Annotated in this window: 23 protein-coding genes; all 23 read left to right on the top strand. The window is 40.5% G+C overall.

The annotated features are described in order from the left end of the window. Positions 1 to 163: 163 nt before the first annotated feature. Positions 164 to 1,255, top strand: a complete 1,092-nt coding sequence (gene gpr, locus LZD48_RS01495) for a GPR endopeptidase (RefSeq protein ID WP_235760955.1) — start codon at positions 164 to 166, stop codon at positions 1,253 to 1,255. Positions 1,256 to 1,935: 680 nt separating this feature from the next. After that, on the top strand, positions 1,936 to 3,093 hold the full coding sequence (gene spoIIP / locus LZD48_RS01490; RefSeq protein WP_235760954.1) for a stage II sporulation protein P: 1,158 nt from the start codon (positions 1,936 to 1,938) through the stop codon (positions 3,091 to 3,093). Between the two features lie 14 nt (positions 3,094 to 3,107). Next, on the top strand, positions 3,108 to 3,428 hold the full coding sequence (locus tag LZD48_RS01485) for a hypothetical protein (protein WP_235760953.1): 321 nt from the start codon (positions 3,108 to 3,110) through the stop codon (positions 3,426 to 3,428). Positions 3,429 to 3,656: 228 nt separating this feature from the next. Beyond that, positions 3,657 to 5,465, top strand: a complete 1,809-nt coding sequence (gene lepA / locus LZD48_RS01480) for a translation elongation factor 4 (RefSeq protein ID WP_235760952.1) — start codon at positions 3,657 to 3,659, stop codon at positions 5,463 to 5,465. A gap of 84 nt (positions 5,466 to 5,549) precedes the next feature. Continuing rightward, on the top strand, positions 5,550 to 6,725 hold the full coding sequence (hemW, locus tag LZD48_RS01475; protein ID WP_235760951.1) for a radical SAM family heme chaperone HemW: 1,176 nt from the start codon (positions 5,550 to 5,552) through the stop codon (positions 6,723 to 6,725). A 102-nt stretch (positions 6,726 to 6,827) separates the two neighbouring features. Then, positions 6,828 to 7,859 (top strand): heat-inducible transcriptional repressor HrcA, encoded by a 1,032-nt coding sequence (hrcA, locus tag LZD48_RS01470; RefSeq protein ID WP_235761091.1) that lies wholly within the window; start codon positions 6,828 to 6,830, stop codon positions 7,857 to 7,859. 101 nt (positions 7,860 to 7,960) lie between these two features. After that, on the top strand, positions 7,961 to 8,518 hold the full coding sequence (gene grpE, locus LZD48_RS01465; protein ID WP_310739759.1) for a nucleotide exchange factor GrpE: 558 nt from the start codon (positions 7,961 to 7,963) through the stop codon (positions 8,516 to 8,518). A gap of 29 nt (positions 8,519 to 8,547) precedes the next feature. Next, complete coding sequence (dnaK, locus tag LZD48_RS01460) at positions 8,548 to 10,383, top strand: molecular chaperone DnaK (RefSeq protein ID WP_235760950.1); 1,836 nt, start codon at positions 8,548 to 8,550, stop codon at positions 10,381 to 10,383. Positions 10,384 to 11,105: 722 nt separating this feature from the next. Continuing rightward, a complete protein-coding gene (dnaJ, locus tag LZD48_RS01455; RefSeq protein ID WP_235760949.1) occupies positions 11,106 to 12,230 on the top strand; it encodes a molecular chaperone DnaJ in 1,125 nt (374 codons plus the stop codon). 65 nt (positions 12,231 to 12,295) lie between these two features. Continuing rightward, the gene (gene prmA, locus LZD48_RS01450) at positions 12,296 to 13,234 is read left to right on the top strand and encodes a 50S ribosomal protein L11 methyltransferase (RefSeq protein ID WP_235760948.1); all 939 of its coding nucleotides are present in this window, start codon (positions 12,296 to 12,298) and stop codon (positions 13,232 to 13,234) included. Between the two features lie 25 nt (positions 13,235 to 13,259). Then, entirely contained in the window at positions 13,260 to 14,024 is a 765-nt protein-coding gene (locus LZD48_RS01445; protein ID WP_235760947.1) for a 16S rRNA (uracil(1498)-N(3))-methyltransferase, read from the top strand. 163 nt (positions 14,025 to 14,187) lie between these two features. Beyond that, on the top strand, positions 14,188 to 14,364 hold the full coding sequence (rpsU, locus tag LZD48_RS01440; RefSeq protein ID WP_235760946.1) for a 30S ribosomal protein S21: 177 nt from the start codon (positions 14,188 to 14,190) through the stop codon (positions 14,362 to 14,364). A gap of 19 nt (positions 14,365 to 14,383) precedes the next feature. Further along, on the top strand, positions 14,384 to 14,830 hold the full coding sequence (locus LZD48_RS01435) for a GatB/YqeY domain-containing protein (RefSeq protein ID WP_235760945.1): 447 nt from the start codon (positions 14,384 to 14,386) through the stop codon (positions 14,828 to 14,830). Between the two features lie 376 nt (positions 14,831 to 15,206). After that, on the top strand, positions 15,207 to 16,538 hold the full coding sequence (locus LZD48_RS01430; RefSeq protein WP_235760944.1) for an NfeD family protein: 1,332 nt from the start codon (positions 15,207 to 15,209) through the stop codon (positions 16,536 to 16,538). A gap of 23 nt (positions 16,539 to 16,561) precedes the next feature. After that, positions 16,562 to 17,548 carry a flotillin-like protein FloA gene (floA, locus tag LZD48_RS01425; RefSeq protein ID WP_235760943.1) on the top strand — a complete coding sequence of 329 codons (987 nt, stop codon included), beginning with the start codon at positions 16,562 to 16,564 and terminating at the stop codon, positions 17,546 to 17,548. A 33-nt stretch (positions 17,549 to 17,581) separates the two neighbouring features. Then, positions 17,582 to 18,145 carry a YqfB family membrane protein gene (locus LZD48_RS01420; protein WP_235760942.1) on the top strand — a complete coding sequence of 188 codons (564 nt, stop codon included), beginning with the start codon at positions 17,582 to 17,584 and terminating at the stop codon, positions 18,143 to 18,145. 240 nt (positions 18,146 to 18,385) lie between these two features. Then, the gene (gene yqfC / locus LZD48_RS01415) at positions 18,386 to 18,667 is read left to right on the top strand and encodes a sporulation protein YqfC (protein ID WP_235760941.1); all 282 of its coding nucleotides are present in this window, start codon (positions 18,386 to 18,388) and stop codon (positions 18,665 to 18,667) included. Between the two features lie 139 nt (positions 18,668 to 18,806). Further along, positions 18,807 to 20,036, top strand: a complete 1,230-nt coding sequence (yqfD, locus tag LZD48_RS01410) for a sporulation protein YqfD (RefSeq protein ID WP_235760940.1) — start codon at positions 18,807 to 18,809, stop codon at positions 20,034 to 20,036. Positions 20,037 to 20,038: 2 nt separating this feature from the next. Next, entirely contained in the window at positions 20,039 to 21,004 is a 966-nt protein-coding gene (locus LZD48_RS01405; protein WP_235760939.1) for a PhoH family protein, read from the top strand. 48 nt (positions 21,005 to 21,052) lie between these two features. After that, positions 21,053 to 23,206, top strand: a complete 2,154-nt coding sequence (locus LZD48_RS01400) for an HD family phosphohydrolase (protein ID WP_235760938.1) — start codon at positions 21,053 to 21,055, stop codon at positions 23,204 to 23,206. Continuing rightward, positions 23,206 to 23,670: an rRNA maturation RNase YbeY gene (gene ybeY / locus LZD48_RS01395; RefSeq protein WP_235760937.1), complete on the top strand. Its 465-nt coding sequence runs from the start codon at positions 23,206 to 23,208 to the stop codon at positions 23,668 to 23,670. The genes LZD48_RS01400 and ybeY overlap by 1 nt, the downstream gene beginning before the upstream one ends. Further along, a complete protein-coding gene (locus LZD48_RS01390) occupies positions 23,660 to 24,022 on the top strand; it encodes a diacylglycerol kinase family protein (RefSeq protein ID WP_235760936.1) in 363 nt (120 codons plus the stop codon). The genes ybeY and LZD48_RS01390 overlap by 11 nt, the downstream gene beginning before the upstream one ends. A gap of 624 nt (positions 24,023 to 24,646) precedes the next feature. Continuing rightward, complete coding sequence (gene era, locus LZD48_RS01385; RefSeq protein ID WP_235760935.1) at positions 24,647 to 25,549, top strand: GTPase Era; 903 nt, start codon at positions 24,647 to 24,649, stop codon at positions 25,547 to 25,549. The last annotated feature ends 44 nt before the right edge of the window (positions 25,550 to 25,593 follow it).

The raw sequence follows: 25,593 nt of genomic DNA, 5'->3' as shown, positions 1-25,593 counted from the left end.
TAACCATCTTATCGTATCGCTTTTTCATTAACATAGTAATTTTACCAAACTAGGCTTAAGTTTTCAATAGAATTGTTATATTATCTTTCGTGCATGAATTATAGCTCTTTCGTTCATTCTAAGCACAACAGGAAAAATAATTGCAATCACTGGAGGAATCCTTATGGAAGAAAAGAAAAATTTTCAAGTTCGAACAGACTTAGCTGTAGAAGCGAGGGATATGTATGTTGAACAAGAAAAACCAGCAAGCGAAATTCAAGGAGTTATTGTTAAAGATAGAACCCAAGAAGGCATTAAGATATCTTACGTGGATATAGATGCGGCTGGTGCAAAACAAATCGGCAAAAAAGAAGGAGCTTACATCACAATTTATGCAGACGGCGTAAAATTACAGGATACGAGACGACAGAAGGCCGCAGCAGATATTCTTGCTACAGAGCTTCGTAATTTGCTTAAGAAGAACAATGTACCGCAAGATGCAGAAGGTTTAATCGTTGGCCTCGGGAACTGGAATGTTACTCCAGATGCGCTTGGACCAATGACAGCGGAGAAGGTTTTAGTTACGAGTCATCTTTTTAGGCTTGATTATGAAACGGTGACAAAGGGGTACCGCCCAGTTGCCTCTGTCACTCCAGGTGTTATGGGAATAACGGGAATTGAAACAAGTGATATTGTGCAAGGGATTGTTGAGAAGTTTGAACCGGACTTCGTCATTGCAATCGATGCACTTGCTTCCCGTTCGATTGAAAGAGTAAATGAAACGATTCAATTGTCTGACTCGGGAATCCATCCTGGCTCGGGTGTTGGAAATAAACGAAAGGAATTGAGCCAAAAAACACTAGGAATCCCGGTTATAGCAATTGGAGTACCAACCGTTGTCGATGCAGTTACAATTACGAGTGATACAATCGATTTTTTGTTGAAGCATTTTGGGAGGGAATGGAAGGAAAAAGATTTACCGAGTAAGGCGCTGACACCAGGTGGGCTTGCTTTCGGTGCAAAAGAGTTTACGGAAGATGATCTTCCTGATTCTGACCAGCGAAAAACCGTGTTAGGAATTGTAGGTGGTCTAACGGAAGAAGAGAAGAGACAACTCATCTCCGAAGTTCTGACTCCAATTGGTCATAACTTGATGGTAACGCCGAAAGAAGTAGATGGCTTTATGCTCGATATGGCGCATTTATTAGCAGAAGGAATCAACCATGCGCTACACGATAATATTGATGAGAATGATTCTGCGAGTTTTACAAGATAATGACTCAACTTCCGCATCTTTAAAAATCGAAACAACTCCATTCACCCTTACCAAGCTCTCGTAGTCAGCGAAGTAGATAACTAGACAATACAAACTACTTGCTGCTTTCATACAGCGTAAGTGTGCCTAACTCGAAACTTTCTACTGGAGGTCCGCAGTCCAGACACCTCTCGCACCTGCTGTGCGGCTGGCAAGCCTCCTCGCGCTGAGCACTAAGGGGTATCGCCAGGCCTATCCTCCCGCAGGAGTCTCGAGGTGTCTGGACTGCTACCAGGAAAGGCCAAATTTGAATCACTGTTTAATGTTCTGGAAAAAGTATACTCCTTATCGTGGCGGAATAATTTCTATTTAAAATAACCATCTTACCAGTTCAGTTGCCCGGTGGACGGTGACTCCTGCGGGAACAGCACGAGCCTGGAGACCCCACAGGGCGGCAGCCCGAGGAGGCTCCAGCAGTGCCCGCGGAAAGCATCCGTCCACCGGGCAACTGAACGGCGATTAGAGAGCGAACCATGAGAACGTGCAAAAACACTTACGCTGTATGAAAGCGAATAGCAGCTTCATGGTTATTTCAGGGTGTGGAGACTGAGATAATTACTATACTTACTAGAAAACATGGTTCTACCAACTAGATTTCTGTCATAGAGTTAATTGTACAGGAAAACAGGAGGGGTAGAACCATGTTTCATTCTAAAAACAATCGCTCAATTGGACGATTAAGAAAGCTTATAGCCTTAGCAGCTAGTTTTTTTCTTATTTTTGTTATGGTAGGCTACATGACTTCAGTACCTTCATCTAGTCGATTATCGTCCAATATGATTTCAAAGTGGACAAGTGATATCGACAGTTCTGTTTTTCTTAATTTATTAGGCATGGAAAATAGAACCCTCATGTTGCATTACGATGAACATAACCAACTCCATACACTTTCCAAGAGCTTATTTCAATTAGTGACAAGTATTAAACCATACGATTTCAGGAGTTTACTCGGTAATGAATTACCAGGATTTTCACGATATGACAGGGAAATTCTTATTGCAGGAGAAGGAACGGATTATTCGAACTTGCCGGTTGAATCGACTTTCCCGCTGGAAGATGTATTAGAAGATAGACAAGCGGTCTATGAAGAAAACGATAAAACAGATACTGAGGCCAAGGAACCGGCCCTAAAAGAAACAGAAGACTTGCAGGAATCTGTTTTTATTTATAATACGCATAACCGCGAGGCTTTTTTGCCACACTTACCAGATATAACGGACCCGGATCTTGCTCATCACGGAGAAATAAATATTACAAAAGTTTCTGAACGACTGAAAGAAGAATTAGCTAAAAATGGTATTGGATCAGTGGTGGACGATACAGACATTATTGGTGAAGTGCTAGTGGAAAAAGGATGGGAATATTGGCAATCATACCGAGCTTCACGTGATGTTGTATCAGAGGCGTTTTCCCAGTACGGAGATTTAAAATATGCTTTTGATATCCACCGGGACAGTATGCCGCGTGATGTTACGACAAAAGAAATAAATGGAGAGCCATATGCTCGCATTATGTTCGTTATAGGGGAGGATAATCCTTCTTTTCAAAAGAATTTCGAACTGGCGGAGAGTCTCCATAAAAAGTTAGAAGAAAAATATCCGGGATTAAGCCGGGGTGTTATTCCTCAAGGTGGAGCAGCTAATAATGGGGTGTATAACCAGGATTTGTCTGAAAATCTACTGCTTCTTGAAGTGGGCGGAGTCGATAATACGCTGGAAGAAACATATCGGACGGTTCAAGCACTAGCCGACGTCTTTAGCGATCATTACTGGGATGCAGAAGCGGTACAAGGAAAATAAAGGGGGAGAAGGAAATGCGTGTCATTATAATTCTGTTGTTATTTGCAGTTTTCTTTTTGGGCGGTACGCTATATGGAGTCAATCAAGAAAGAAATACCTACGAGGATCAGCCGAGGGAGAGTGCGAAAGTCGCAGAAGAGGAACCAATTATTGAAACGGAGGAACGGCAGACTGTGGGTGTTGGAAACGAATATGACCCCATTGAAGAAACAACACTTACCCCAACCGACTCCACACCAGCCTATAAAGCTGCCTCGGCCCTGGAAACAATCGTCAGCTTCTTCTATGAAATAGTCGTTGAAGTTCTCTATCAAGTATCAAGATTGTTTTACTAGCTGTCGTTTTACTTTGCAACACTTCCTTCTCAAGCTATCGGGACTCAAGACCTCCAGTAAAGATAATCATGCTCTTAAGTTTTGAAGTGTTTAAAAGGTATGGCATACGTTTGTTCTTGAATATCCCCGTATCAATTGCTATAATCAAGGCTAGCATTTATCACCAAATTTATATATCCGATAAAGAAACAATCAAGCTAAATCGGGTTGTAGGAGTGAACAACAGGAATGGTGAAAGAACAAAGAAACGTACGTAATTTTTCGATCATCGCCCATATCGACCACGGGAAGTCGACTTTGGCTGACCGTATTTTAGAAAATACAAAAGCAATTTCTGAACGGGAAATGAAAGAACAAATCCTTGATGGGATGGACTTGGAGCGTGAACGCGGAATAACGATCAAATTAAATGCCGTTCAGCTTGAATACACAAGTAAAAAAGGTGAGGATTTCACCTTTCATTTAATCGATACACCAGGACACGTCGATTTCACATATGAAGTATCCCGAAGTCTTGCAGCGTGTGAAGGAGCAATTCTTGTCGTGGATGCTGCACAAGGAATCGAAGCACAAACATTGGCAAACGTCTATCTTGCTATGGAAAATGATTTGGAGATCATTCCGGTCATCAACAAGATTGACTTGCCGAATGCGGACCCGGAACGTGTGAAACAGGAATTGGAAGATGTGCTCGGCGTTGATCCGGATGAAGTCATTCTTGCATCGGCTAAATCGAATATTGGAATTGAAGACATTTTAGAGCGGGTGACAGAAGTTATTCCGCCACCGGCTGGAAATCCTAAAGATCCGTTAAAAGCATTGATTTTTGACTCGCTTTATGACCCTTACCGTGGCGTTGTTGCCTACGTTTGTATTAAAGAGGGCTCCATGAAAGTTGGAGATAAAATTAAAATGTTCTCGACAGATAAGGAATTCGAAGTGAATGACGTCGGTGTATTTAAACCGAAGATCACCTCTACAAATGAATTAGTAGTAGGAGATGTCGGTTATTTTACCGCTTCGATGAAAAATGTTGGAGATACGCAAGTCGGTGACACGGTTACCTTAGTCAACCGTCCGGCAGAGGAAGCATTACCAGGCTACCGCCGCCTGAATCCGATGGTGTTCTGTGGACTCTATCCAGTAGATTCCAATAATTATAATGACCTGCGGGAAGCATTGGAACGTTTGGAGTTGAATGATTCTTCCTTGCAATATGAAGCGGAGACTTCTCAAGCTTTAGGATTTGGTTTCCGTTGCGGATTTTTAGGTTTGCTTCATATGGAAATTATCCAAGAGCGGATCGAAAGAGAATTCGGCATCGATTTAATTACAACAGCACCTAGTGTTATTTTTGAAGTCATGAAGACGAATGGAGATAAGCTTGTCGTCGATAATCCAGCAGATATGCCAGACCCGCAAGTTATTGAGACAATTCGCGAACCTTTCGTAGAAGCAACCATCATGGTACCGAATGATTTCGTTGGTGCAGTAATGGAAATCGCCCAAAGAAAACGCGGACAATTCATCAATATGAATTATTTAGATGATATTCGAGTGAATGTAATTTATCATATACCCTTATCCGAAATCGTTTATGATTTCTTTGATCAGCTGAAATCAAGCACAAAAGGGTATGCTTCTTTTGATTATGAATTTATCGGTTACAAGGAATCCGAGCTTGTTAAAATGGATATTCTGCTCAACCACGAAACGATTGACGCGTTATCCTTCATTGTTCATAAGGATTTTGCTTATGAACGCGGGAAACAAATTGTTGAAAAGCTGAAGAAATTAATTCCTCGTCAGCAATTTGAGGTACCTGTTCAAGCTGCAATCGGAAATAAAATAGTTGCCCGTTCGACGATCAAAGCCGTCAGGAAAGATGTTACAGCTAAACTTTACGGTGGAGACGTCAGTCGGAAGCGAAAACTGTTAGAGAAGCAGAAAGAAGGTAAGAAACGGATGAAAATGGTTGGATCCGTGGAAGTGCCTCAAGAAGCATTCATGGCGGTATTAGAAATGAATGATGAATAGATTGACTCTATGAAAAGCTTGAAAGCAAAATGCTCTCAGGCTTTTCCTTTTCATCCGGATTCTTCAAAAGAAAAGAGGTACATCATGACTAGCATACAATCAGCATATATCCATATTCCGTTCTGTAAGCAAATGTGTCATTACTGCAATTTCGTTAAATATTATTACACGGAAAAACGGGCAACAGAGTATTTATATGCGCTTGAAAAAGAAATCGACAGTTACCTACCTAGAAATAATAATGCGCTCGGTACCATCTACATCGGTGGAGGAACACCGACCGCATTAAATAAAGAACAATTAACCCAGATGTTCGAAATGCTGCACTGGAAGTTTGATATAGCGGGACTCGAGGAATTTACCATTGAATTAAATCCTGGGGATATTGACGAAGAGAAGGCAGATATATTAAAAGCGTATGGAATAAACCGGATTTCATTTGGCGTGCAGGTGATGGACGATAATATGCTTATGCAACTAGGCAGGACCCACCGAGTACAAGACGTTTACGAAACCGTAAATCTGCTGTCAAAAAAAGACTTTTCGAATATAAGTCTTGATTTGATTTATGCACTTCCGAATCAAACGGTCGAACAGTTTCAACGATCATTGAAGGAAGCTCTAGCTTTCCAGCTGCCGCATTATTCTACTTACGCGCTGCAAATCGAGCCGCAAACCGTGTTTTACAGACGTCATAAAAAAGGGCAGTTGCATCGCCCTCCTGAAGAAGATGAGGTAACGATGTATCAAATTTTAAAAGAATCAATGGCGGCAAATGGAATCGAGCAATACGAGATCAGTAATTTTGCAATGCCGGGGTTTGAAAGCAGGCATAATTTAACATACTGGAATAATGAGTATTATTATGGATTTGGTGCAGGTGCATCTGGATACTTTCCAGGTAAACGAATTGCTAACCTTCGTCCCTTACCTATCTATGTAGAAAAAGCAGGAAGCGGCGATCGACCGATTCTTGAAATTGATGAGATCGGAATAAGAGAAGAAATTGAAGAAGAATTAATGCTCGGACTGCGAAAAATCGGCGGATATGATGAACGAGTTTTCCAGCGTAAATTTGAATTTCCCTTAAGCTACTTATACAGTGAACAACTAGATAAATTGATGAAACAGGGTCTACTCACCGTGAATCAAGGTGTTTGGAAATTGACGGATGAGGGTTTGCTACTTGCAAATCTTGTTTTTGAAGAATTTATTCTTGATGACCTTCAATTAGAGGAAATAAAGACAAAGATGCTTTGAAAAATGCACAGAGCTAAGTTTATTGACAAAAACCTGTCGATTTGTTAGTTTATAAATAGAATTAGCACTCGGGGAGTTAGAGTGCTAACAGAGGTGAACATCATGCTGACTGAAAGGCAACTATTATTATTGCAGGTTATAATTGATGACTTTATAGACACTGCCCATCCTGTTGGTTCACGGGTGCTAGCTAAAAAAGGAACCATTCCTTTTAGTGCTGCAACAATCCGTAATGAAATGGCGGATTTAGAAGAACTTGGATTTCTTGAAAAGATGCATTCATCTTCTGGACGAATTCCATCTGAAAAAGGGTATCGTTACTATGTCGACCATTTAATTAAACCAGTATCTCATAATATGCATCATGGAATCGTCAGCAAGCTCGTGCAAGAAGGCATCTATGAATTTGAGCAAATTGTTCAGATGTCGGCTGAGATTTTATCAGAGCTGACGAGTTATACAGCAATCATTCTCGGTCCTGAAATTTTTGAAACCCAATTAAAGCAATTGCAGATTGTGCCATTATCTACCGAGACTGCTGTTGCGATATTGATTACAAATACAGGGCATGTCGAACATCGAATGATTTCACTGCCAGAAGCAATTAATGCTTCTGACTTGGAAAAGCTCGTCAATATTATTAATCAGAAACTGGTTGGGATTCCGATTGTGAAGCTCCAGAATATATTTTATACTGAAATGGCGGATATTATGAAACGCTATCTGGATGATTACGAAAAGTCTTTGAGCTACTTAAAAGCAATCTTTTTAACGGATTATCCAGTGAAGGTGTATGTGAGTGGCACATCGAATATGCTGATGCAGCCTGAATTTAATGATATCGACAAAGTACGCTCCTTTTATACATTGATGGATAGGGAAGAGGAGCTCATTAAGCTACTTAAAGATTCAACTCCTGGAATCGAAGTGACGATTGGGAATGAAAATGAAGTGGAAGCAATTAAAGACTTCAGTTTAATCACATCATCCCTCCGTCATGAAGAAGAGCAGGTTGGTACAATTGCACTGCTCGGTCCAAAACGAATGGAGTATCGTAAAGTTATTTCCTTATTAAAAGGATTGTCGAATGAAATGACAAATACCTTATATATGTGGTATAAGGACAAAGAGTAGCAGTATCGATGTGTGGCAAGGGAAGACACCTGTGTCTAAATTTCCCTTCCACCATTTTTGCTGGTTTTTTACAGGAAATATAGTGAGTGGAGGTGTCGCTTGTGGCGGAGAATAAAGAGCAAGCACAAGCAAATGAAGAAGTAAAAGCTGAAGAGGCAGAAGTTGTCGAAGAAGCAGAGCAAGAAGTTATTACAGATGAAAAAACTGTTAATGCAGATGAACTTGCAGCACTTCAAAAGGAAAAAGACGATCTATATGATCGCATACTTAGATTACAAGCAGAATACGACAACTTCAAAAGACGTTCGCAAAAGGAAAAGGAAGCTGAGCGGAAATATAAAGCTCAGGACCTCGTAAATGATCTGCTGCCGGTGCTTGATAACTTTGAACGAGCACTGCAAGTGGAACAGACGGAAGCTACGAGCAATCTGATTGAAGGAATTTCCATGGTTTACCGTCAATTGCAAGATGCCCTGACAAACAATGGTGTGGAAGTCATTGATACAGAAGGGAAAGAATTCGATCCGAACCTGCATCATGCTGTGATGCAAGTTGAAGATGAAAATCATGAATCAAACCACATTGTTGAAGAATTACAAAAAGGGTATATGTTGAAAGATCGTGTCATCCGACCATCTATGGTTAAAGTTAATAAATAAGTGATTTTGTCAAGGAGGAAAAGAGAAGTATGAGTAAAATAATCGGTATTGACTTAGGTACTACAAACTCTTGTGTGTCAGTAATGGAAGGTGGAGAATCAGTTGTAATCCCGAACCCAGAAGGAAATCGGACAACTCCATCAGTCGTTTCATTTAAAAATGGTGAAAGACAAGTAGGGGAGATTGCAAAACGTCAAGCAATCACAAACCCGGATACAATCCAGTCCATTAAGCGCCATATGGGTACAGACTATAAAGTAAAAATTGAAGATAAGGACTATACACCTCAAGAAGTATCTGCAATTATCTTACAGCATATTAAAGCATATGCAGAGGATTATACTGGAGAAAAAATTGATAAAGCAGTAATTACTGTTCCAGCTTACTTCAATGACTCTGAACGTCAAGCTACAAAAGATGCCGGAAGAATCGCTGGTCTTGAAGTAGAACGTATTATTAATGAGCCTACAGCAGCAGCGTTGGCATATGGAATTGATAAAGAAAATGAAGATCAAACAATCCTTGTATTCGACCTTGGTGGAGGTACATTTGACGTATCGATTCTTGATATCGGGGATGGAACGTTCGAAGTACTTGCCACGGCAGGTGACAACCGTCTAGGTGGAGACGATTTCGACCAACTTGTCATTGATTATATGGTGGAAGAATTCCGTAAAGAAAACGGGATTGATCTCTCCCAAGACAAAATGGCTACACAGCGTTTGAAAGATGCTGCTGAAAAAGCGAAGAAAGACTTATCTGGAGTTTCACAAACACAAATTTCATTACCGTTTATTACGGCAGGAGAAGCAGGACCATTACATTTGGAAATGACGTTATCCCGTGCGAAATTTGAAGAACTTTCTTCTGATTTAGTAGAACGTACAATGGTTCCGACACGTAAAGCATTAGCAGATGCTGGTTTCTCTGCAAGTGATATCGATAAAGTTTTACTAGTCGGCGGTTCTACCCGTATTCCTGCAGTTCAGGAAGCAATCAAGAAAGAAATCGGTAAAGAACCTTCAAAAGGAGTAAACCCTGACGAAGTAGTTGCACTTGGAGCAGCTATCCAAGGTGGAGTGTTAGCTGGTGATGTTAAGGACGTACTATTACTGGATGTTACACCATTATCGCTTGGAATTGAAACAATGGGCGGCGTATCAACGAAGCTTATTGAAAGAAATACAACAATCCCAACAAGCCACTCTCAAGTATTCTCTACTGCTGCAGACAATCAGACAGCTGTGGATATCCATGTACTTCAGGGTGAGCGTGAAATGGCTGCTGATAACAAAACACTTGGCCGTTTCCAATTAACGGATATTCCACCAGCACCACGGGGTATTCCGCAAATCGAAGTTACCTTTGATATTGATGCAAACGGAATTGTAAACGTACGTGCAAAAGATAAAGGTACAAATAAAGAGCAATCCATCACCATCCAGTCTTCTTCTGGTCTATCCGATGAAGAAGTAGATAAGATGGTAAGAGAAGCTGAAGAAAATGCTGAAGCAGACAAACAACGCCGTGAAGAGGTAGATCTTCGTAATGAAGCAGATCAACTTATCTTCACAACAGATAAGACAATGACGGATCTCGGTGATAAAGTATCTGAAGAAGATAAAGCTCAAGCAGAGTCAGCTAAAGAAGAGCTTAAGAAAGCTTTAGAAGGAACTGATATGGAAGATATTAAAGCGAAAAAAGAAGCGCTTGAACAGCATGTACAGCAGCTTTCTGTTAAATTATATGAACAAATGCAACAGGAACAGCCAGCCCAAGGTGGCGGCACTGCAGAAGCATCTGGGGATGACGACGTAGTTGACGCAGACTACAAAGAAGTAGACGACGAAGAAGATAAGAAATAAGCTTTAACAATCAAAGGCGGAAGCGCCATTACAGGCTAAGTACGCGATCGTCTTCGCAACGCCTGTACTAGCACATCCAGTAGTCGCAGCAACGTACAAACTGTGCCTCCCAGGATGGGAGGTAGTTCGATGTTGCCCCATACGTAAGCGAACTTAATCGAACCTCCTTTTTACCGGAAGGGAGATAAAGGAAACTCAGGCGACGATAGTGAGTTGATGTTAACTTTCACTACTTGGGTATAAGGGCGACTAAGCCTTACAAAGACCGCTCGGTAAGTCTTCTTTATCGATTGCAGGAGTGTGAAGTTTGGGACTGCGCACTGCTCGCCCCACCAAAAGATCTGCTAGTTGCTGGGCGCAGAGCGGACGAAGCTATAGCTGGAAATCTAAGTTATCCACATTATTTTTATTTTATAGTTTCCTTTGTAAAAAAAGTCAAAGTCAGGATTCTCTTGACTTTGACTTTTTTCAGGATAAAGTGAAACTTCATTCAGGGGGCTCTCTTCCTCACTTGAAAGATAGTTGAACAGAATTGGGGATTTAGGGACTGTTTTTCCCCCACCTTCATGTTTTGAATTTTTTTTGTTTAGAGATGGGGCTTACAGACCGTTAATGCGTGACAAATACAGCGAACTTAATTTTAAGCCCTGAAGTTGCCATTCGTTTAGGGAAAGTGATATGATGAAACGTATGTAAAAGTTCGGCAGGAGAGTGATTAAACTTTGAGTAAGCGAGATTATTATGATGTTCTAGGTATTGATAAAGGAGCATCAAAAGATGAGATAAAGAAAGCGTATCGTAAGTTGGCAAGAAAGTATCATCCGGATGTGAACAAAGAATCGGATGCGGAAGAGAAATTTAAAGAAGCAAAGGAAGCCTACGAGGTATTGAATGATGACACGAAACGGGCACAATATGATCAGTTCGGTCATGCTGGTGCAACTGGTCAAGGTTTTGGCGGATTTGGTAATGCTCAAGACTTTGGTGGTTTCGGTGATATTTTTGATATGTTCTTCGGTGGTGGCGGAAGAAGCCGTGACCCGAATGCCCCAAGGCAAGGTGCTGATCTGCAGTATACCGTAACACTGGAATTTGAAGAAGCTATCTTTGGTAAGGAACTCGACATAACCATTCCGCGGGAAGAAGAGTGCAACACTTGTCATGGAAGTGGTGCTAAGCCAGGGACAACGCCTGAAACCTGTTCCCACTGTCATGGTTCGGGACAGTTGAACCAGGAACAAAACACACCGTTTGGCAGAGTCGTTAACCGCAGAGTTTGTCATTACTGTAACGGCACAGGTAAAATCATCCGCGATAAATGTTCAACTTGTCATGGAGACGGTCGTGTGAAGAAGAGCCGTAAAATCCACATTACCATACCTGCTGGGATTGATGAAGGACAACAGATCCGTGTTGCAGGTAAAGGTGAAGATGGTATTAATGGTGGGCCTCCAGGAGATTTATATGTTGTCGTTCGTGTGAAATCACATGACTATTTCGAACGAGAAGGCGATCATATTTTCTGTGAACTTCCGCTAACCTTCACACAAGCGGCATTAGGCGATGAAGTTGAAGTGCCTACTGTTCATGGTAAGATTAAACTGAAGATCCCTGCTGGTACTCAAACAGGTAAAACTTTCCGATTACGTGGTAAAGGTGTTACAAATGTTCGTGGTCGTGGACAAGGAGACCAGCATATTCAAGTACGTATCGTAACACCAACGAAATTGACTGAGAAACAGAAAGAGCTTTTAAGAGAGTTCAATGAAATCGGTGGTAATGATTCAACAGAGGAGCAAGACACTAATTTTTTTCAGCGTTTTAAAAAAGCTTTTAAAGGTGATTAATAGATGTTGCGATTCTTCGCGACATCTTTATACATATCGAGTCCAATAGGTTAGGAGTGGATAAAATGAACTGGACAGAAATTTGCATTCATACAACGAACGAAGCAATTGAATCCATTTCCTATGTAGTGCAAGAAGCAGGGGCAAGCGGATTAGTGATAGAAGACCCACTTGATTTAGTAAAAGCAAGAGAAGCTCAATTTGGAGAAATCTATGAACTAGATCCGAAAGATTTTCCAGATGAAGGCGTGCGGATCAAAACATATCTACCTGCAAACAGTCATTTGAAAGACGCGATTGATAAAATTAGACAAGAAATCAATGCTCTTGCAGCCTTCCATGATCTTGGGAAAAATGAAATAACGTTCAGTGAAGTCCATGAAGAAGATTGGGCAACGGCATGGAAGAAATATTATAAGCCAGTACAAGTGACGGATAATATAACAATTAAGCCAATTTGGGAAGACTACCATAGAGCGAAAGAAAATGAAATGATTATCGAAATGGATCCTGGAATGGCCTTTGGGACAGGTACTCATCCTACAACCATATTAAGTATCCAAGCGCTTGAAAAATATTTGAAACAGAACGAAAGTGTTATCGATGTCGGTTCTGGTTCAGGTATCTTAACAATCGCTGCGGCTAAATTAGGTGCCGCGAAGATTCACGCATTTGATTTAGATGAAGTTGCAGTGAAGAGCAGTAAAGCGAACATTCAATTAAATGACTTAGCTAGTGAGATTACGGTGAACCAAAATGATTTATTAAAAGGGATAAATTTAGAAGCCGATCTGATTGTCTCCAATATATTAGCCGAAATCATTGTGAAATTTGTTTCGGATGCTTGGAGTAATTTAAAAAATGGCGGTTATTTCATAACTTCAGGAATTATTAATGATAAAAAAGATATGGTTCTTGAAGAATTAAGGAATGCCGGATTTGAAATTGTCGAACAAAACGAATTGGAAGACTGGATTTCTATTATAGCAAGAAAACGACAGTAATCTTGATGTTTAGCAGGTGAATGGCATGCAAAGATATTTTATACTGGAAGATGAACAATGGACAGATGAAACAGTGACTATTATCGGTGAGGACGTTCATCATATTCATAGGGTCATGCGCAGTCAGCCAGGTGATAAGATTATTTGCACTGGCAGTAATGGAACTGCAGCAATTTGTGCAATTGAAGAAATATCTAGTGAACAAGTAAGAACAAGGATTATAGAGTGGAGCAGGCAAAATGTTGAATTGCCGATCAATGTCACGATTGCACAGGGATTGCCAAAAGGAGATAAATTTGAGCTTATCCTCCAGAAAGGAACCGAACTTGGTGCAGCTTCCTTCATCCCTTTTAAAGCAGAACGCTCGATTGTTGTATGGGATGAAAAGAAACTGCGGAAAAAACAGCAGCGGTTTGAAAAAATTGTCAAAGAAGCGAGTGAGCAGAGTCACCGTTCAGTGATCCCTTCCATTCAAGAGTCTGTAACCTTGAAACAGTTGCTTGGACTTGGTAAGCAGTATGATGCCTGTATCTTTGCCTATGAAGAAGAAGCACGGACAGATGAATTTCACTCTTTTGCCTCCGTGTTAAAAAATATGAAGGAAGGGATGCGTCTCCTCATCTGCATCGGTCCAGAAGGCGGATTTTCTGAAAGTGAAGCCAAAGCACTTATAGAGCATGAGTTCCACCCTGTTCGTTTTGGCCCAAGGATTCTGCGCACAGAAACAGCAGCGCTTTATGCTTTATCAAGCATTTCTTATCATTTTGAAGAATTAAGATGGAATACGTAAGCGGGAAATAAGTGGATGATAGAAAAAGAAATCTATTAAATCTTGTCTTTTCTAAACTTTAAGTTGACCAGGAAGTTCGATTATATTATAATTTAAGGAGCATATGACTTGATTTTCATATGTAGAAATTTTTGCTTTTTGCTTCGGAGGGAGGGAAACAAGCATGTCAAATACAACTCGCGTACGTAAAAACGAGTCTCTTGAGGATGCTCTTCGCCGCTTCAAACGTAGTGTATCGAAAAGTGGTACAATGCAAGAATATCGCAAGCGTGAACACTATGAAAAACCTAGCGTAAGACGTAAGAAAAAATCGGAGGCTGCAAGAAAGCGTAGATACTAAAAAGAGGGTGCAGACTAAAATGGCTCTACTTGAAAAGCTGAATCAAGCGATGATTCAAGCTATGAAGAAGAAAGATAAAGATACCCTTAATGTAGTTCGCATGGTAAAAGCTTCGATTCAAAATGAATTGATTAAGCTAGGAAAAGAACATCTTTCAGAAGATGAAGAATTAACAATTTTGTCCAGAGAGCTCAAACAAAGAAAAGAATCCCTCCAGGAATTTACTTCTGCGGGTCGAACAGACCTTGCTGAAAAAGTCCAGTTTGAAATAGAAGTGTTAGAGCAGTATATGCCGAAGCAACTTTCTAAAGAGGAAATGGAGAAAATTGTAGAGCAAGCAATTCGAGAAGCCAATGCAACATCCATGAAAGATATTGGGAAAATAATGGGGAAAGTGATCCCTTTAATTAAAGGTAAAGCGGACGGCTCTCATGTAAAGCAAATTGTTGAAGAAAAATTAAAATAAAAGGCTAGTTAAAGTATTAGCTCGTCTTTTGTACCTTTAAAATGGTCCCAGTCATCATCAGGATGAGAGGGGCCATTTTTTAGTTTATCCCGGTGTAACCATTCGTAAAACTCCCACCTCAAATTTTCAGGTCATGTCGAGAAAGTTCAGGTGGGAGATAACGAACGGTTTCACTCCGATTCAACTAACAATCAGTAGGGGATGAAGAAAAAAACCACTGACTAAAGTTTCACTTTATACAATTCTTTTCATAACAGCAGGATGTGTGGTAGTATTTTAGTAGTAAACAATATGTTTCGTGAAAAATTTTGTTAAAAGTGAAACGTATGATTGTTGTTATCCGTATTGTAAGATAACGACGAAGGGGGTGTTAAAATTGCCTGCCAAAAAGATTCTACACTACATATTAATTACATTTCTGGTGAGCCTGATTATTCTTCCAGTTTTCAGCGAAAAGACTCATGGTGATGGAACTGGAGAGCTGGTTTATGTCATCCCAATTGAACGCGAGGTTGAACGGGGACTTGAAGCGTTTTTAAAGCGAACGACAAGTGAGGCTACTGAAGCAAATGCTGATCATATCATATTTGAAATTAATACACCTGGTGGAAGAGTGGACTCCGCAGGACAAATTGCAGAATTGTTACAAGGTCTGGAAATTCCGAACACTTCATATATCGTAAATGAAGCTTTGTCTGCAGGTTCGTATATTGCTTTAAATACGGACAATATTTATTTCAGACCGCACGCAACAATGGGGGCCAGTGGAGTTATTACCGGTGATGGAAATGCTGCAGATGAAAAAGCTCAATCTGCTTGGCTCGCCGCAATGAGAAGTGCTGCAGAATCAAAGGGAAGGGATCCGTTATATGCTGCTGCGATGGCAGACCCCTCGATTGATTTACCTGAATACGGAGCACCAGAAGGTAAATATCTCACGCTTGGTCCTAATGACGCAGTGGAAGTGGGCTATGCAGAAGGAATTGTGAATCACCGGACAGAGTTATTGGCAGAGCTTGATTTGACAAATGCAACCATCGTTGAAACGGAAACGACAATTGCAGAAGAAATAGCTAGATTTTTAACGCATCCGACTGTGATCCCGATTCTGCTTTCTGTAGCAAGTCTTGGGCTTGTTCTTGAACTTTATTCACCGGGATTTGGTATACCGGGAACGATGGGGATTGTAGCACTTGTTTTATTTTTCTACGGTCATATCGTTGCTGGATTTGCGGGGATGGAAGCAATCATTCTTTTAGTTGTTGGTATTATTCTTATTATCCTGGAGTTCTTTTTACCAGGCGGGATTGCCGGTTTGTTAGGAATCGGTGCAGTACTTGGTTCTTTATTCATGTCAGGGTATGATCTTGGTCATATGGCTCTTAGCATTAGTATTTCATTTATTATTGCAGTTATAGCTGCAATATTCCTGTACCGAAGGATTGGAATGGATAAAGGGTTATTCCGCCATATTATTTTAAAAGATCAGACTGCAACAGAACTAGGCTATGTATCAAGTGTCAACCGCCTTGAGCTAATTGGGATGGAGGGAGTGGCCCTTACACCTTTACGCCCGTCTGGAACTGGATCTTTTGGTGAGGAATATATCGATATCGTCTCGGAAGGGAATTTTATCGATAAAGGGAAAAAGATTAAGATTATAAAGGTAGAAGGTATGCGAGTTGTTGTTCGAGAAATAGAAAAATAAAAAATATATTAGGAGGAATTATTATGGGTATTGATATTTTACCAATTATTATCATTGCCGTGATTATTATTGCACTAGCAATCCTATTCACGTTCATTCCAGTGACACTGTGGATTAGTGCACTTGCGGCAGGAGTTAAAGTAAGCATCTTCACACTTATCGGAATGCGTTTACGTCGGGTTGTGCCGAGCCGGGTAATTAATCCGCTCATAAAAGCCCATAAGGCGGGACTGAATGTCTCCATTAATCAGCTGGAAAGTCACTATCTTGCTGGTGGTAACGTTGATCGCGTTGTAAATGCTCTTATTGCATCACATCGTGCGAATATCGAACTTCCTTTTGAAAGAGGGGCAGCAATTGACCTTGCTGGACGTGATGTATTAGAAGCGGTACAAATGAGTGTTAATCCAAAGGTAATTGAGACTCCGTTTATCGCAGGTATCGCAATGAACGGGATTGAAGTAAAGGCATTAGCACGTATCACGGTACGAGCGAACATTGACCGCTTAGTCGGTGGTGCTGGTGAGGAAACAGTAATTGCCCGTGTTGGTGAAGGGGTTATTAGTACAATTGGTAGTTCTACTACACATGAACAAGTACTTGAAAATCCTGATTCCATTTCTCATACCGTACTAGCAAAAGGATTGGATGCAGGAACAGCTTTTGAAATTCTATCCATTGATATTGCCGATGTAGATATCGGTAAGAACATTGGTGCGACGCTACAAACTGACCAAGCGGAAGCCGATAAGAAAATCGCTCAAGCGAAAGCGGAAGAACGCCGTGCAATGGCTGTTGCTCTGGAACAAGAGATGGTTGCAAGAACTCAAGAAATGCGCGCGAAAGTTGTGGAAGCAGAAGCAGATGTTCCACGTGCCCTAGCAGAAGCGCTCCGTTCAGGAAATATGGGTGTAATGGATTATATGAACTACCGTAATATCGGCGCAGATACAGAAATGCGTGACACCATCGGTAAACTGACAGAAGACAATGATGATAACAATAATTAATTACTTCTTTGCTTCCTATAAAGGAGGGAAATAATGGACGCTATTTTCGAGTTTATATTTGGAAATATGTTCCTGGTCATTTTGATCATTTCGGGAATTATCGGGATGCTGTCAAGCAATAAAGAACAACAGAAAAAACAGCAGCAACAACGTCCAACTCGCCCGCAGCAGGGTCAGCAGCAAAGACAGTCAACGCCAAGACGAAGTGCACCACCTTCTAGGACAGAGGCTAAGCCGAGACCTCAAGAAGTGGTCGTTACAGCCCATACAGAACCAGATGGAACTGTAACGTCCACCACTACTAAATCGATAGAAGAAGCACAAGAGGCTCAAATGGAGCGATTGCAAAGAAGATACACTGCTGCCGATATGAGTATTACAGACGGGAATGTGATTGGTGAAGGTGACTTTTTCAATGAACAACAGTTACAAACGTTAAAACAATTCTCTGAAGAACAAAAAGTATTAAAAAAAGATATCCGAAAAAGTCTGCGGAATAAAGGTCTGATCAATGGAATCATAATGGCTGAAGTATTAGGCAGGCCTCGCTCGCTGAAACCTTATCAGAATGTGACATCGGAACGATATAGGAAATAAAAAACCATCAGCACATCGATTTACTCGGTGTACTGATGGTTTTTTTGGCAATAAGAAAGGATTTGTTCTCTCTTATTGCATAAGTTTAACTAAGGCATTTGCCGTAAAGATTTGGTGAATGTCTTGTTTTCTAATGATTTAATATGGTGATGGTGAAGCATTAAATACCTATTATGAAATTCATTAATGGTATTAATCAATTTTAATGTTCATAGATATAGAGAAGAGGGGGATGTATCCGTGAAAAAATGGCATCTGAGGTTACGCAACTTAATGGTTGATTATTTAGCACTTCCTTCTGATGTTTTACTTGAGTTGCCGCGTCTGACGATGATTGGCAACTTTCATTTGTATATTGAAAATCATAAAGGACTTGAAACATATTCAGATACAGAACTGAAATTAAAAACAACAAACGGATATGTACAAATACTTGGCACTTCTTTTGTTTTGAAACAAATGCTTCCGGAAGAAATTTTATTGGAAGGTGAAATAGAAGAAATAAAATATATACCTGAATAAATTTCATAATTACCAAAGTCGGCTTTTCCATCACCATATGTAGTTGGGAACGAACCAACCCAACTGCATATGGTGATGGTGAAGCGTTAAATATCTATTATGAAATTCATTAACCTAGTTAATTGTTAAAGGAGGACATATGAAATCTGTAAAAAGCTCCTATATTTCAGGATTTGTCGAGATTGAGGTCACCGGTAAGAACCCGGAAAATTTTTTGCAGCAATGTGCAAGGAACGGAATTATGCTTTGGGAAATTAAAAAGCCTCACACGGAACAATGCACCGCAAGAATCCAACTTAAGGATGTAAACAAAGTTCGCAAACTTCGCCGCGGAAGCAAATTTAAAATTCGTTTCTTGGATAAACAGGGAATACCCTTTCTAAAAAAACGAATCAGCAGGAAGAAACCACTGCTTATCGGACTTTTTCTTAGTTTATTCTTATTCTTTATTCTTTCTAATATGGTCTGGCAAGTAACAGTAACCGGGGTTCCAGAAGAATTGGAAAAGAAAATTACAGACCAATTAACAAGTTATGGCGTCTATCCGGGGGCATTATCATTTACGCTTGAATCTCCCAATCAAATCCAACAACTGTTACTTGAAGATGTTCCGGAATTGCTTTGGGTTGGTGTCGATAAAAAAGGGACAAGTTTTTATTTGGAAGGAGTGGAGAAGCTCATTATTGAAAAGGACGAGCCAGCCGCTCCAAGACATTTAATAGCGGATAAAAGCGGTGTTATTCAATCAATGTATGTACGGAAAGGACTAGCCCAAGTTACGGTAAATGAAGTGGTAGAGAAGGGTGAAATTCTTGTTTCTGGAGCAATCGAGAAATTGAACACGAACAGAGAAGAGGGTGAGGATGGTAATGAAGAGAAAGAATATGAATTGGTTGCTGCAGACGGGGAAGTTGTTGCAACCACCTGGTATAGAGCGGAAGTGACCGTACCACTGACAGCGGAGCATGATGAATTAACTGGAAATTCCAAAGAAACCTACCGAATTAAATTTGGTTCCCTCTCTATCCCGATCTGGCCACTAACCCGTTCGGAGAGCTTTGAACATGAACTGGTGGAAACGGATGAACATCAGGTGAACATTTTTGGCTGGCAACCCTCCATTTACTTTTTAACGGAAAAGAGGCAAGAAACCAGTCCTAAGTATCATGAAAGGTCGCAGGAAGAAGCAATCCAAGCGGGAATACGCCAAGTGAAAAATGATTTACTAAGGAGACTTGGGAATGATGCCCAAATTATCACGGAAAAAGTTTTGCATGAAACTACGGAGCATGGTAAAGTAAACTTAAGCTTATACATCACAGTAGAAGAAAATATCGCTGCTCGACAACCGATAAACCAAGGAGATTAAGTATGACAGGAAATTTAACCGATATTGATTTACAATTGCAAGATCCAACCGAGGCTTTAGCTTTATTCGGTAACCATGATAAGTATTTAAAACAGCTGGAGTCTCTTCTGGATATCCGGATTGTTTCCCGCGGAGAGAAGGTACAAGCTTCAGGAAGTGTGGAAGCGGTTGAAGTATTGGAAAAAGTGCTATTTTCCCTGCTTTCTTTAATTAAAAGGGGAATTACGTTTTCGGAAAGAGATATCGTCTATGCGGTAGAAATGGCGAGAGAAGGAACAATCAATCAATTTGAAGCTTTATTTGAAGATGAAATTACAAAGAATGTAAAGGGAAAATCTATCCGAGTTAAAACACTTGGACAAAAAGTTTATGCTGACCGGATTCGGGCAACAGATTTAGTATTCGGCTTTGGCCCTGCGGGTACTGGTAAGACGTATTTAGCTGTTGTCATGGCAGTCGATGCACTTAAAAAAGGGCTTGTGAAAAAGATTATTTTAACAAGGCCAGCAGTTGAAGCGGGGGAGAGTCTCGGATTTCTCCCGGGAGATTTAAAAGAGAAGGTCGACCCTTATTTACGGCCGCTTTATGATGCTTTGCACGACGTTTTAGGTGTCGAACATACGGCAAGATTAATTGAGAGAGAAGTAATTGAAATTGCCCCGCTTGCTTATATGCGTGGAAGAACACTAGATGATGCTTTTGTTATTTTGGATGAAGCGCAGAATACAACACCTGCCCAAATGAAAATGTTTTTAACCCGCCTTGGATTCGGGTCGAAAATGGTGATCACAGGTGACATTACACAGATTGATTTACCTAAAGGAGTGCATTCAGGGCTTCGGATTGCAGAACAAATCCTGAAAAACGTTGAAGGCATTTCCTTTGTATATCTGAAAGAGTCCGACGTTGTTCGTCATCCACTTGTTCAGCGGATTATACATGCATATGAAAATAACGATGCCAATTAGTAAGACCTGCTCTGTAGGTCTTATTTTCACTTAGGGGGTAGGAGGAAAGTGAAAGAGAAGTTATTCCACAAAATCGAGAAATGGCTGGGAAACAGAACAAGTTTATTTTTAATTGTCGTTGCTGTGTTCATACAAAGTATATTCTTCTTTTTCATTTCCTTAAATAATGTCTATACAGAAACGTACGATTTACAACGATTTGCGACAGCGAATACGACAATCCGTTCACCAGTAACGATTGAAAATGAAGCGGAGACGGAGCGGAAGACAAGGGAAGCAGTACAGCAAATAGGTGACAGGTATTCCATATCCGAACAAGTTAATAATGAACGAATCGGCTATAGTGAAGAAATTTTTGATGCCGTACTTGCACTTGATGAAGAGGAAGAAGAAGCGGGTACAGAAGAGGAGACAGAGAATAATGGGGAAGAAGCTGCTAAACTGACAGCAGAAGAGAAAATAGACCGATTAAGGCAAGTCCTCTCTGAAGACATTGTACTAGAAGTGAGCGCAGACGCTTTCCGCACGTTGATTAACCAGCCGACAGAGGAAGTGGAAAAGGCTCAGAAGCTTTTTATCGCTAGCGTAGAAGAAGTAATGGATAATGGGGTTCGAACAGAGAATCTGGAAACAGCTAAAGTTAATGTTCAAGAGGAAATAAAGTATTCAGAATTAGATCCTGTTCTTAAAGATGTTCTCATCGAATTTTCAAATTTCATCGTAACAGAAAACTCATTCTTTGATTTAGAAGCAACGAATGAAGCGCGGAAAATTGCTGCAAGTAATGTCGACCCTGAAATGATAAAAGCAGGAGAAATCATCGTCAGTGAAGGCCAAGTAATTACGAATGAAATATATGAACAGTTGCGGCTGGTCGGTTTACTCGATGGGGAACGTAATTTTTACCCGGTAATTGGATTGATTCTATTGTTAATTATACTTGGCAGTGTTTCGGTTGTTGAAATTAATAAATTAGCAAACCGTGGAACGATGAATAAACGTGTATTAGCTGCATTATTAACGATAAGTATTATTGTTGTCACTTTAATGAAAGTCGTTAGCTTCTATTCCACGGACAGTAATCAATTGTTTTATATTATGCCTATTGCAATGGGAGCACTTCTTCTAAAGCTGTTTATCAGTGAACGACTCGCAATAATCATGGCAGGAGTATATGCAATCATAGGTACTGTCATCTTTAATGGACTTATTCCGGGAGCATTGAATATTGAAGCGGGAATTTACTTTTTCTTCTCTCAGCTAGCAGGGATTATTTTCTTCCCGCAAGTGAAAGACCGTTTAGCTATTTTAAGGGCAGGGTTAGGAATTATATTAGTAAATATCTTGACTGTATTATTATTTCTATTCTTGTCCTTTGAAAAATATACGTTAATCGACTTTGTCTTGAACTCATCATATGGATTAGTTTCTGCATTCCTGGCAGCAGTATTGACTATTGGGCTTTTACCATTTTTTGAGACAGGTTTAGGTATCTTATCTGATACGAAATTATTACAGTTATCGAGTCCGAATCAGCCATTACTTAAAAAATTGCTTGTTGAAGCGCCTGGCACCTATCATCATTCCGTCATGGTGGCGAACATTAGCGAGACAGCGTGTGAGGCAATCGGTGCGAATGGATTGCTAGCAAGAGTAGGTGCTTATTACCATGATATCGGTAAAACAGTCCGGCCTCAGTTCTTTATTGAAAATCAGCTATCTAATCGAAATCCTCATGATCGAATGGATCCGAAAGAAAGTGCCAAGATTATCATTAGCCATCCTTATGATGGGGTAGATATGTTGAAAGAGAACAAATTACCGAAAGAAGTTATTGAAATAGCGAAGTCACATCATGGAACATCATTGCTCAAGTTTTTCTATTATAAAGAGAAGAAGAAGGACCCAGATGTGCAGGAAAAGGAGTTCCGTTACCCAGGTCCAAAACCAAAAACGAAAGAATCTGCGGTGATCAGCATTTGTGATTCAGTTGAAGCTGCCGTTCGTTCGTTATCTGAGCCGACGGAAGAAAAGATTGAGGAAATCGTCTCAGCTATTATGAACGATCGTATAGCGGATGGGCAGCTAGATGAAAGTCCATTAACATTAACGGAACTAAAAGTCATTCAACGAACCATTTGTGATTCGTTGAAAGGTTTTTTCCATTCAAGAATCCAGTATCCAAATAGGGAGGAAAAATAATGCATATCGATTTTCATGATAAAACAAATGCTTTACCTGCCGATCAGGTCGATTTATTAAAGCGTCTCTTGGAATTTGCAGCAAAGCGGGAAGGTGTCTCTAGTGAGGCAGAGATGTCAGTAAACTTTGTCCATGACGGTGAAATCCAAGAATTAAATCGTAATTACCGTCAAAAGAACACCCCGACAGATGTCATTTCCTTTGCGATGCAGGACCGTGTTGACGGTGAGATGCATATCCAGGGGGTCGATATACCTATTATACTTGGAGACATCGTAATTTCTGTCGACCGCGCTAAGGATCAAGCGGAAGAATATGGTCACACATTAGAACGGGAAATTGCTTTCCTAACCATTCATGGCTTCTTGCATTTATTAGGCTATGATCATATGACAGAGGAAGAAGAACAGGAAATGTTTTCAAAACAAAATGAGATACTGAGTGAGTTCGGCATTGAAAGATAAGAAAGGGAAGATTGGTTTCCAGCACGCCCTAGCAGGTCTTAGAGCCGTATTTAAATCGGAGTGGAATTTTCGCTTTCATGTAATTAGCATGATGCTTGTCTTTATTGCAGGCCTTCTATTCGAGCTATCACAGCTCGAATGGGCACTCATTATACTCGTGATTGGGATGGTTCTTCTAACAGAACTTTTAAATACAGCGATAGAGAAAATGATTGATTACTTGCGCCCGGAGGTACATCCTAAAGCACGTTTTATTAAAGATGCAGCTGCAGGTGCTGTGCTTGTCAGTTCCATTGTTGCAGTATTAATCGGTTTAATCATATTTCTCCCTAAACTCCTATCCATCCTCTAAAGCCCCAGCTGAACATTTTTATACAGCGTGAGTGATTAGGCTCGTTCACTCATACAAAGCTTCAATCGCTGTTCAGTTGCCCGGTGGACGGATGCGCATCCTTAGGTGCTGCTAGAGCTCCTCGGGCTGAGCACTAAGGGGTCTGCAGGCTCGTGCTGTTCCCGCAGGAGTCATCGTCCACCGGGCAACTGAACTGGTAAGATGATTGTTATGAATAGAAATTATTCCGTCTACGTAAGGAATATACTCTTCAAGAACATTAAACAGTGATTCAAATTCGACCTTTCCTGGGAGCAGTCCAGACACCTCGAGACTCCTGCGGGAGGCCGGCTAAAAACGGTCACGTCCTGTGACCAACGCCGGCTTAGAACTTCCTGTTCGGAGGTAGGCCTGGCGAGACCCCGCAGCGCGGATAGCGCGAGGAGGCTTGCCGGCCGCGCGAGAAGTGTCTGGACTGCGGACCTCCAGCAGAAAGTTTTGGAGTTAGGCACACTCACGCTGTATGAATGTGATTTATCCCCTGTCAATTCTTCAGAAGTTTTTAGAACCTTTGTCGAAAGTAGAAATGGGGATTCGTTTTATAGTATGATAATAAAAAACAAGACATCTTGGAGGAAAAATTACATGGAATCCAATTATAAATCGGGCTTTATCGCAATCATAGGTAGACCAAATGTAGGAAAGTCTACTTTTCTAAATCACGTAGTAGGTCAGAAAATTGCTATCATGAGCGATAAGCCGCAAACAACAAGAAATAAAATACAAGGTGTGCTGACAACCGATGATTATCAAATGGTATTTATCGATACACCAGGCATTCATAAACCGAAACACCGATTGGGAGATTTCATGATGAAGATTGCCGACAATACATTAAATGAAGTTGATGCCGTATTATTTATGATCAACGCAGATGAAGGATATGGACGAGGAGATCAATTTATCATCGAACGTTTGGAAAATGTAAAAAGCCCTGTCTTTTTAATTATTAACAAAATTGATTTAGTTTCACCTGAAGCGTTACTGGGTATTATTGATGAATATAGGCAGAAAGGTGATTTTCAGGAGATTATTCCAATTTCTGCCCTTCAAGGCAATAATGTTAATCGTTTATTAACTGAGTTGCAGAACTATTTACCGGAAGGGCCGCAATATTATCCGCAAGATCAAATTACGGATCATCCGGAACGCTTTATTATTACGGAATTCATCCGGGAAAAAGCACTGCACCTCACGCGGGAAGAAGTACCACATTCCATCGCTGTCGCCCTTGAAAATATGGAAAAAAGAAAAGACGACACGGTCTTTATTCAAGCGACAATTATAACCGAAAGAAGTAGCCAAAAAGGTATTATTATCGGTAAGCAAGGCAGCATGCTGAAAAAAATTGGTCAAGAAGCACGGGAAGATATTGAACATCTTCTTGGTTCGAAAGTATACTTAGAGCTTTGGGTAAAAGTGAAAAAAGATTGGCGTAACAAACAAAGTCAGCTGCATGAATTAGGATTCAGGCAAGATGAATATTAAACCATGGTAAATTTTAATACTTATTAAATTCAACTTCATGGTCA

It is taken from the genome of Oceanobacillus alkalisoli, assembly GCF_021556485.1.
Taxonomy (GTDB): Bacteria; Bacillota; Bacilli; order Bacillales; family Amphibacillaceae; genus Oceanobacillus; species Oceanobacillus alkalisoli.
Note: the sequence above shows the minus strand (reverse complement) of the source record. Positions and strands in the feature narration are given on the sequence as shown.

Bases quoted from the DNA above. Each gene is read 5' to 3' on its own strand.
- prmA (WP_235760948.1), top strand. From the start codon at position 12,296: ATGAACTGGACAGAAATTTGCATTCATACAACGAACGAAGCAATTGAA.
- LZD48_RS01485 (WP_235760953.1), top strand. From the start codon at position 3,108: ATGCGTGTCATTATAATTCTGTTGTTATTTGCAGTTTTCTTTTTGGGC.
- LZD48_RS01420 (WP_235760942.1), top strand. From the start codon at position 17,582: ATGGACGCTATTTTCGAGTTTATATTTGGAAATATGTTCCTGGTCATT.
- spoIIP (WP_235760954.1), top strand. From the start codon at position 1,936: ATGTTTCATTCTAAAAACAATCGCTCAATTGGACGATTAAGAAAGCTT.
- dnaK (WP_235760950.1), top strand. From the start codon at position 8,548: ATGAGTAAAATAATCGGTATTGACTTAGGTACTACAAACTCTTGTGTG.
- lepA (WP_235760952.1), top strand. From the start codon at position 3,657: ATGGTGAAAGAACAAAGAAACGTACGTAATTTTTCGATCATCGCCCAT.
- hemW (WP_235760951.1), top strand. From the start codon at position 5,550: ATGACTAGCATACAATCAGCATATATCCATATTCCGTTCTGTAAGCAA.
- gpr (WP_235760955.1), top strand. From the start codon at position 164: ATGGAAGAAAAGAAAAATTTTCAAGTTCGAACAGACTTAGCTGTAGAA.
- floA (WP_235760943.1), top strand. From the start codon at position 16,562: ATGGGTATTGATATTTTACCAATTATTATCATTGCCGTGATTATTATT.
- era (WP_235760935.1), top strand. From the start codon at position 24,647: ATGGAATCCAATTATAAATCGGGCTTTATCGCAATCATAGGTAGACCA.
- LZD48_RS01445 (WP_235760947.1), top strand. From the start codon at position 13,260: ATGCAAAGATATTTTATACTGGAAGATGAACAATGGACAGATGAAACA.
- rpsU (WP_235760946.1), top strand. From the start codon at position 14,188: ATGTCAAATACAACTCGCGTACGTAAAAACGAGTCTCTTGAGGATGCT.
- LZD48_RS01435 (WP_235760945.1), top strand. From the start codon at position 14,384: ATGGCTCTACTTGAAAAGCTGAATCAAGCGATGATTCAAGCTATGAAG.
- ybeY (WP_235760937.1), top strand. From the start codon at position 23,206: ATGCATATCGATTTTCATGATAAAACAAATGCTTTACCTGCCGATCAG.
- LZD48_RS01405 (WP_235760939.1), top strand. From the start codon at position 20,039: ATGACAGGAAATTTAACCGATATTGATTTACAATTGCAAGATCCAACC.
- hrcA (WP_235761091.1), top strand. From the start codon at position 6,828: ATGCTGACTGAAAGGCAACTATTATTATTGCAGGTTATAATTGATGAC.
- yqfD (WP_235760940.1), top strand. From the start codon at position 18,807: ATGAAATCTGTAAAAAGCTCCTATATTTCAGGATTTGTCGAGATTGAG.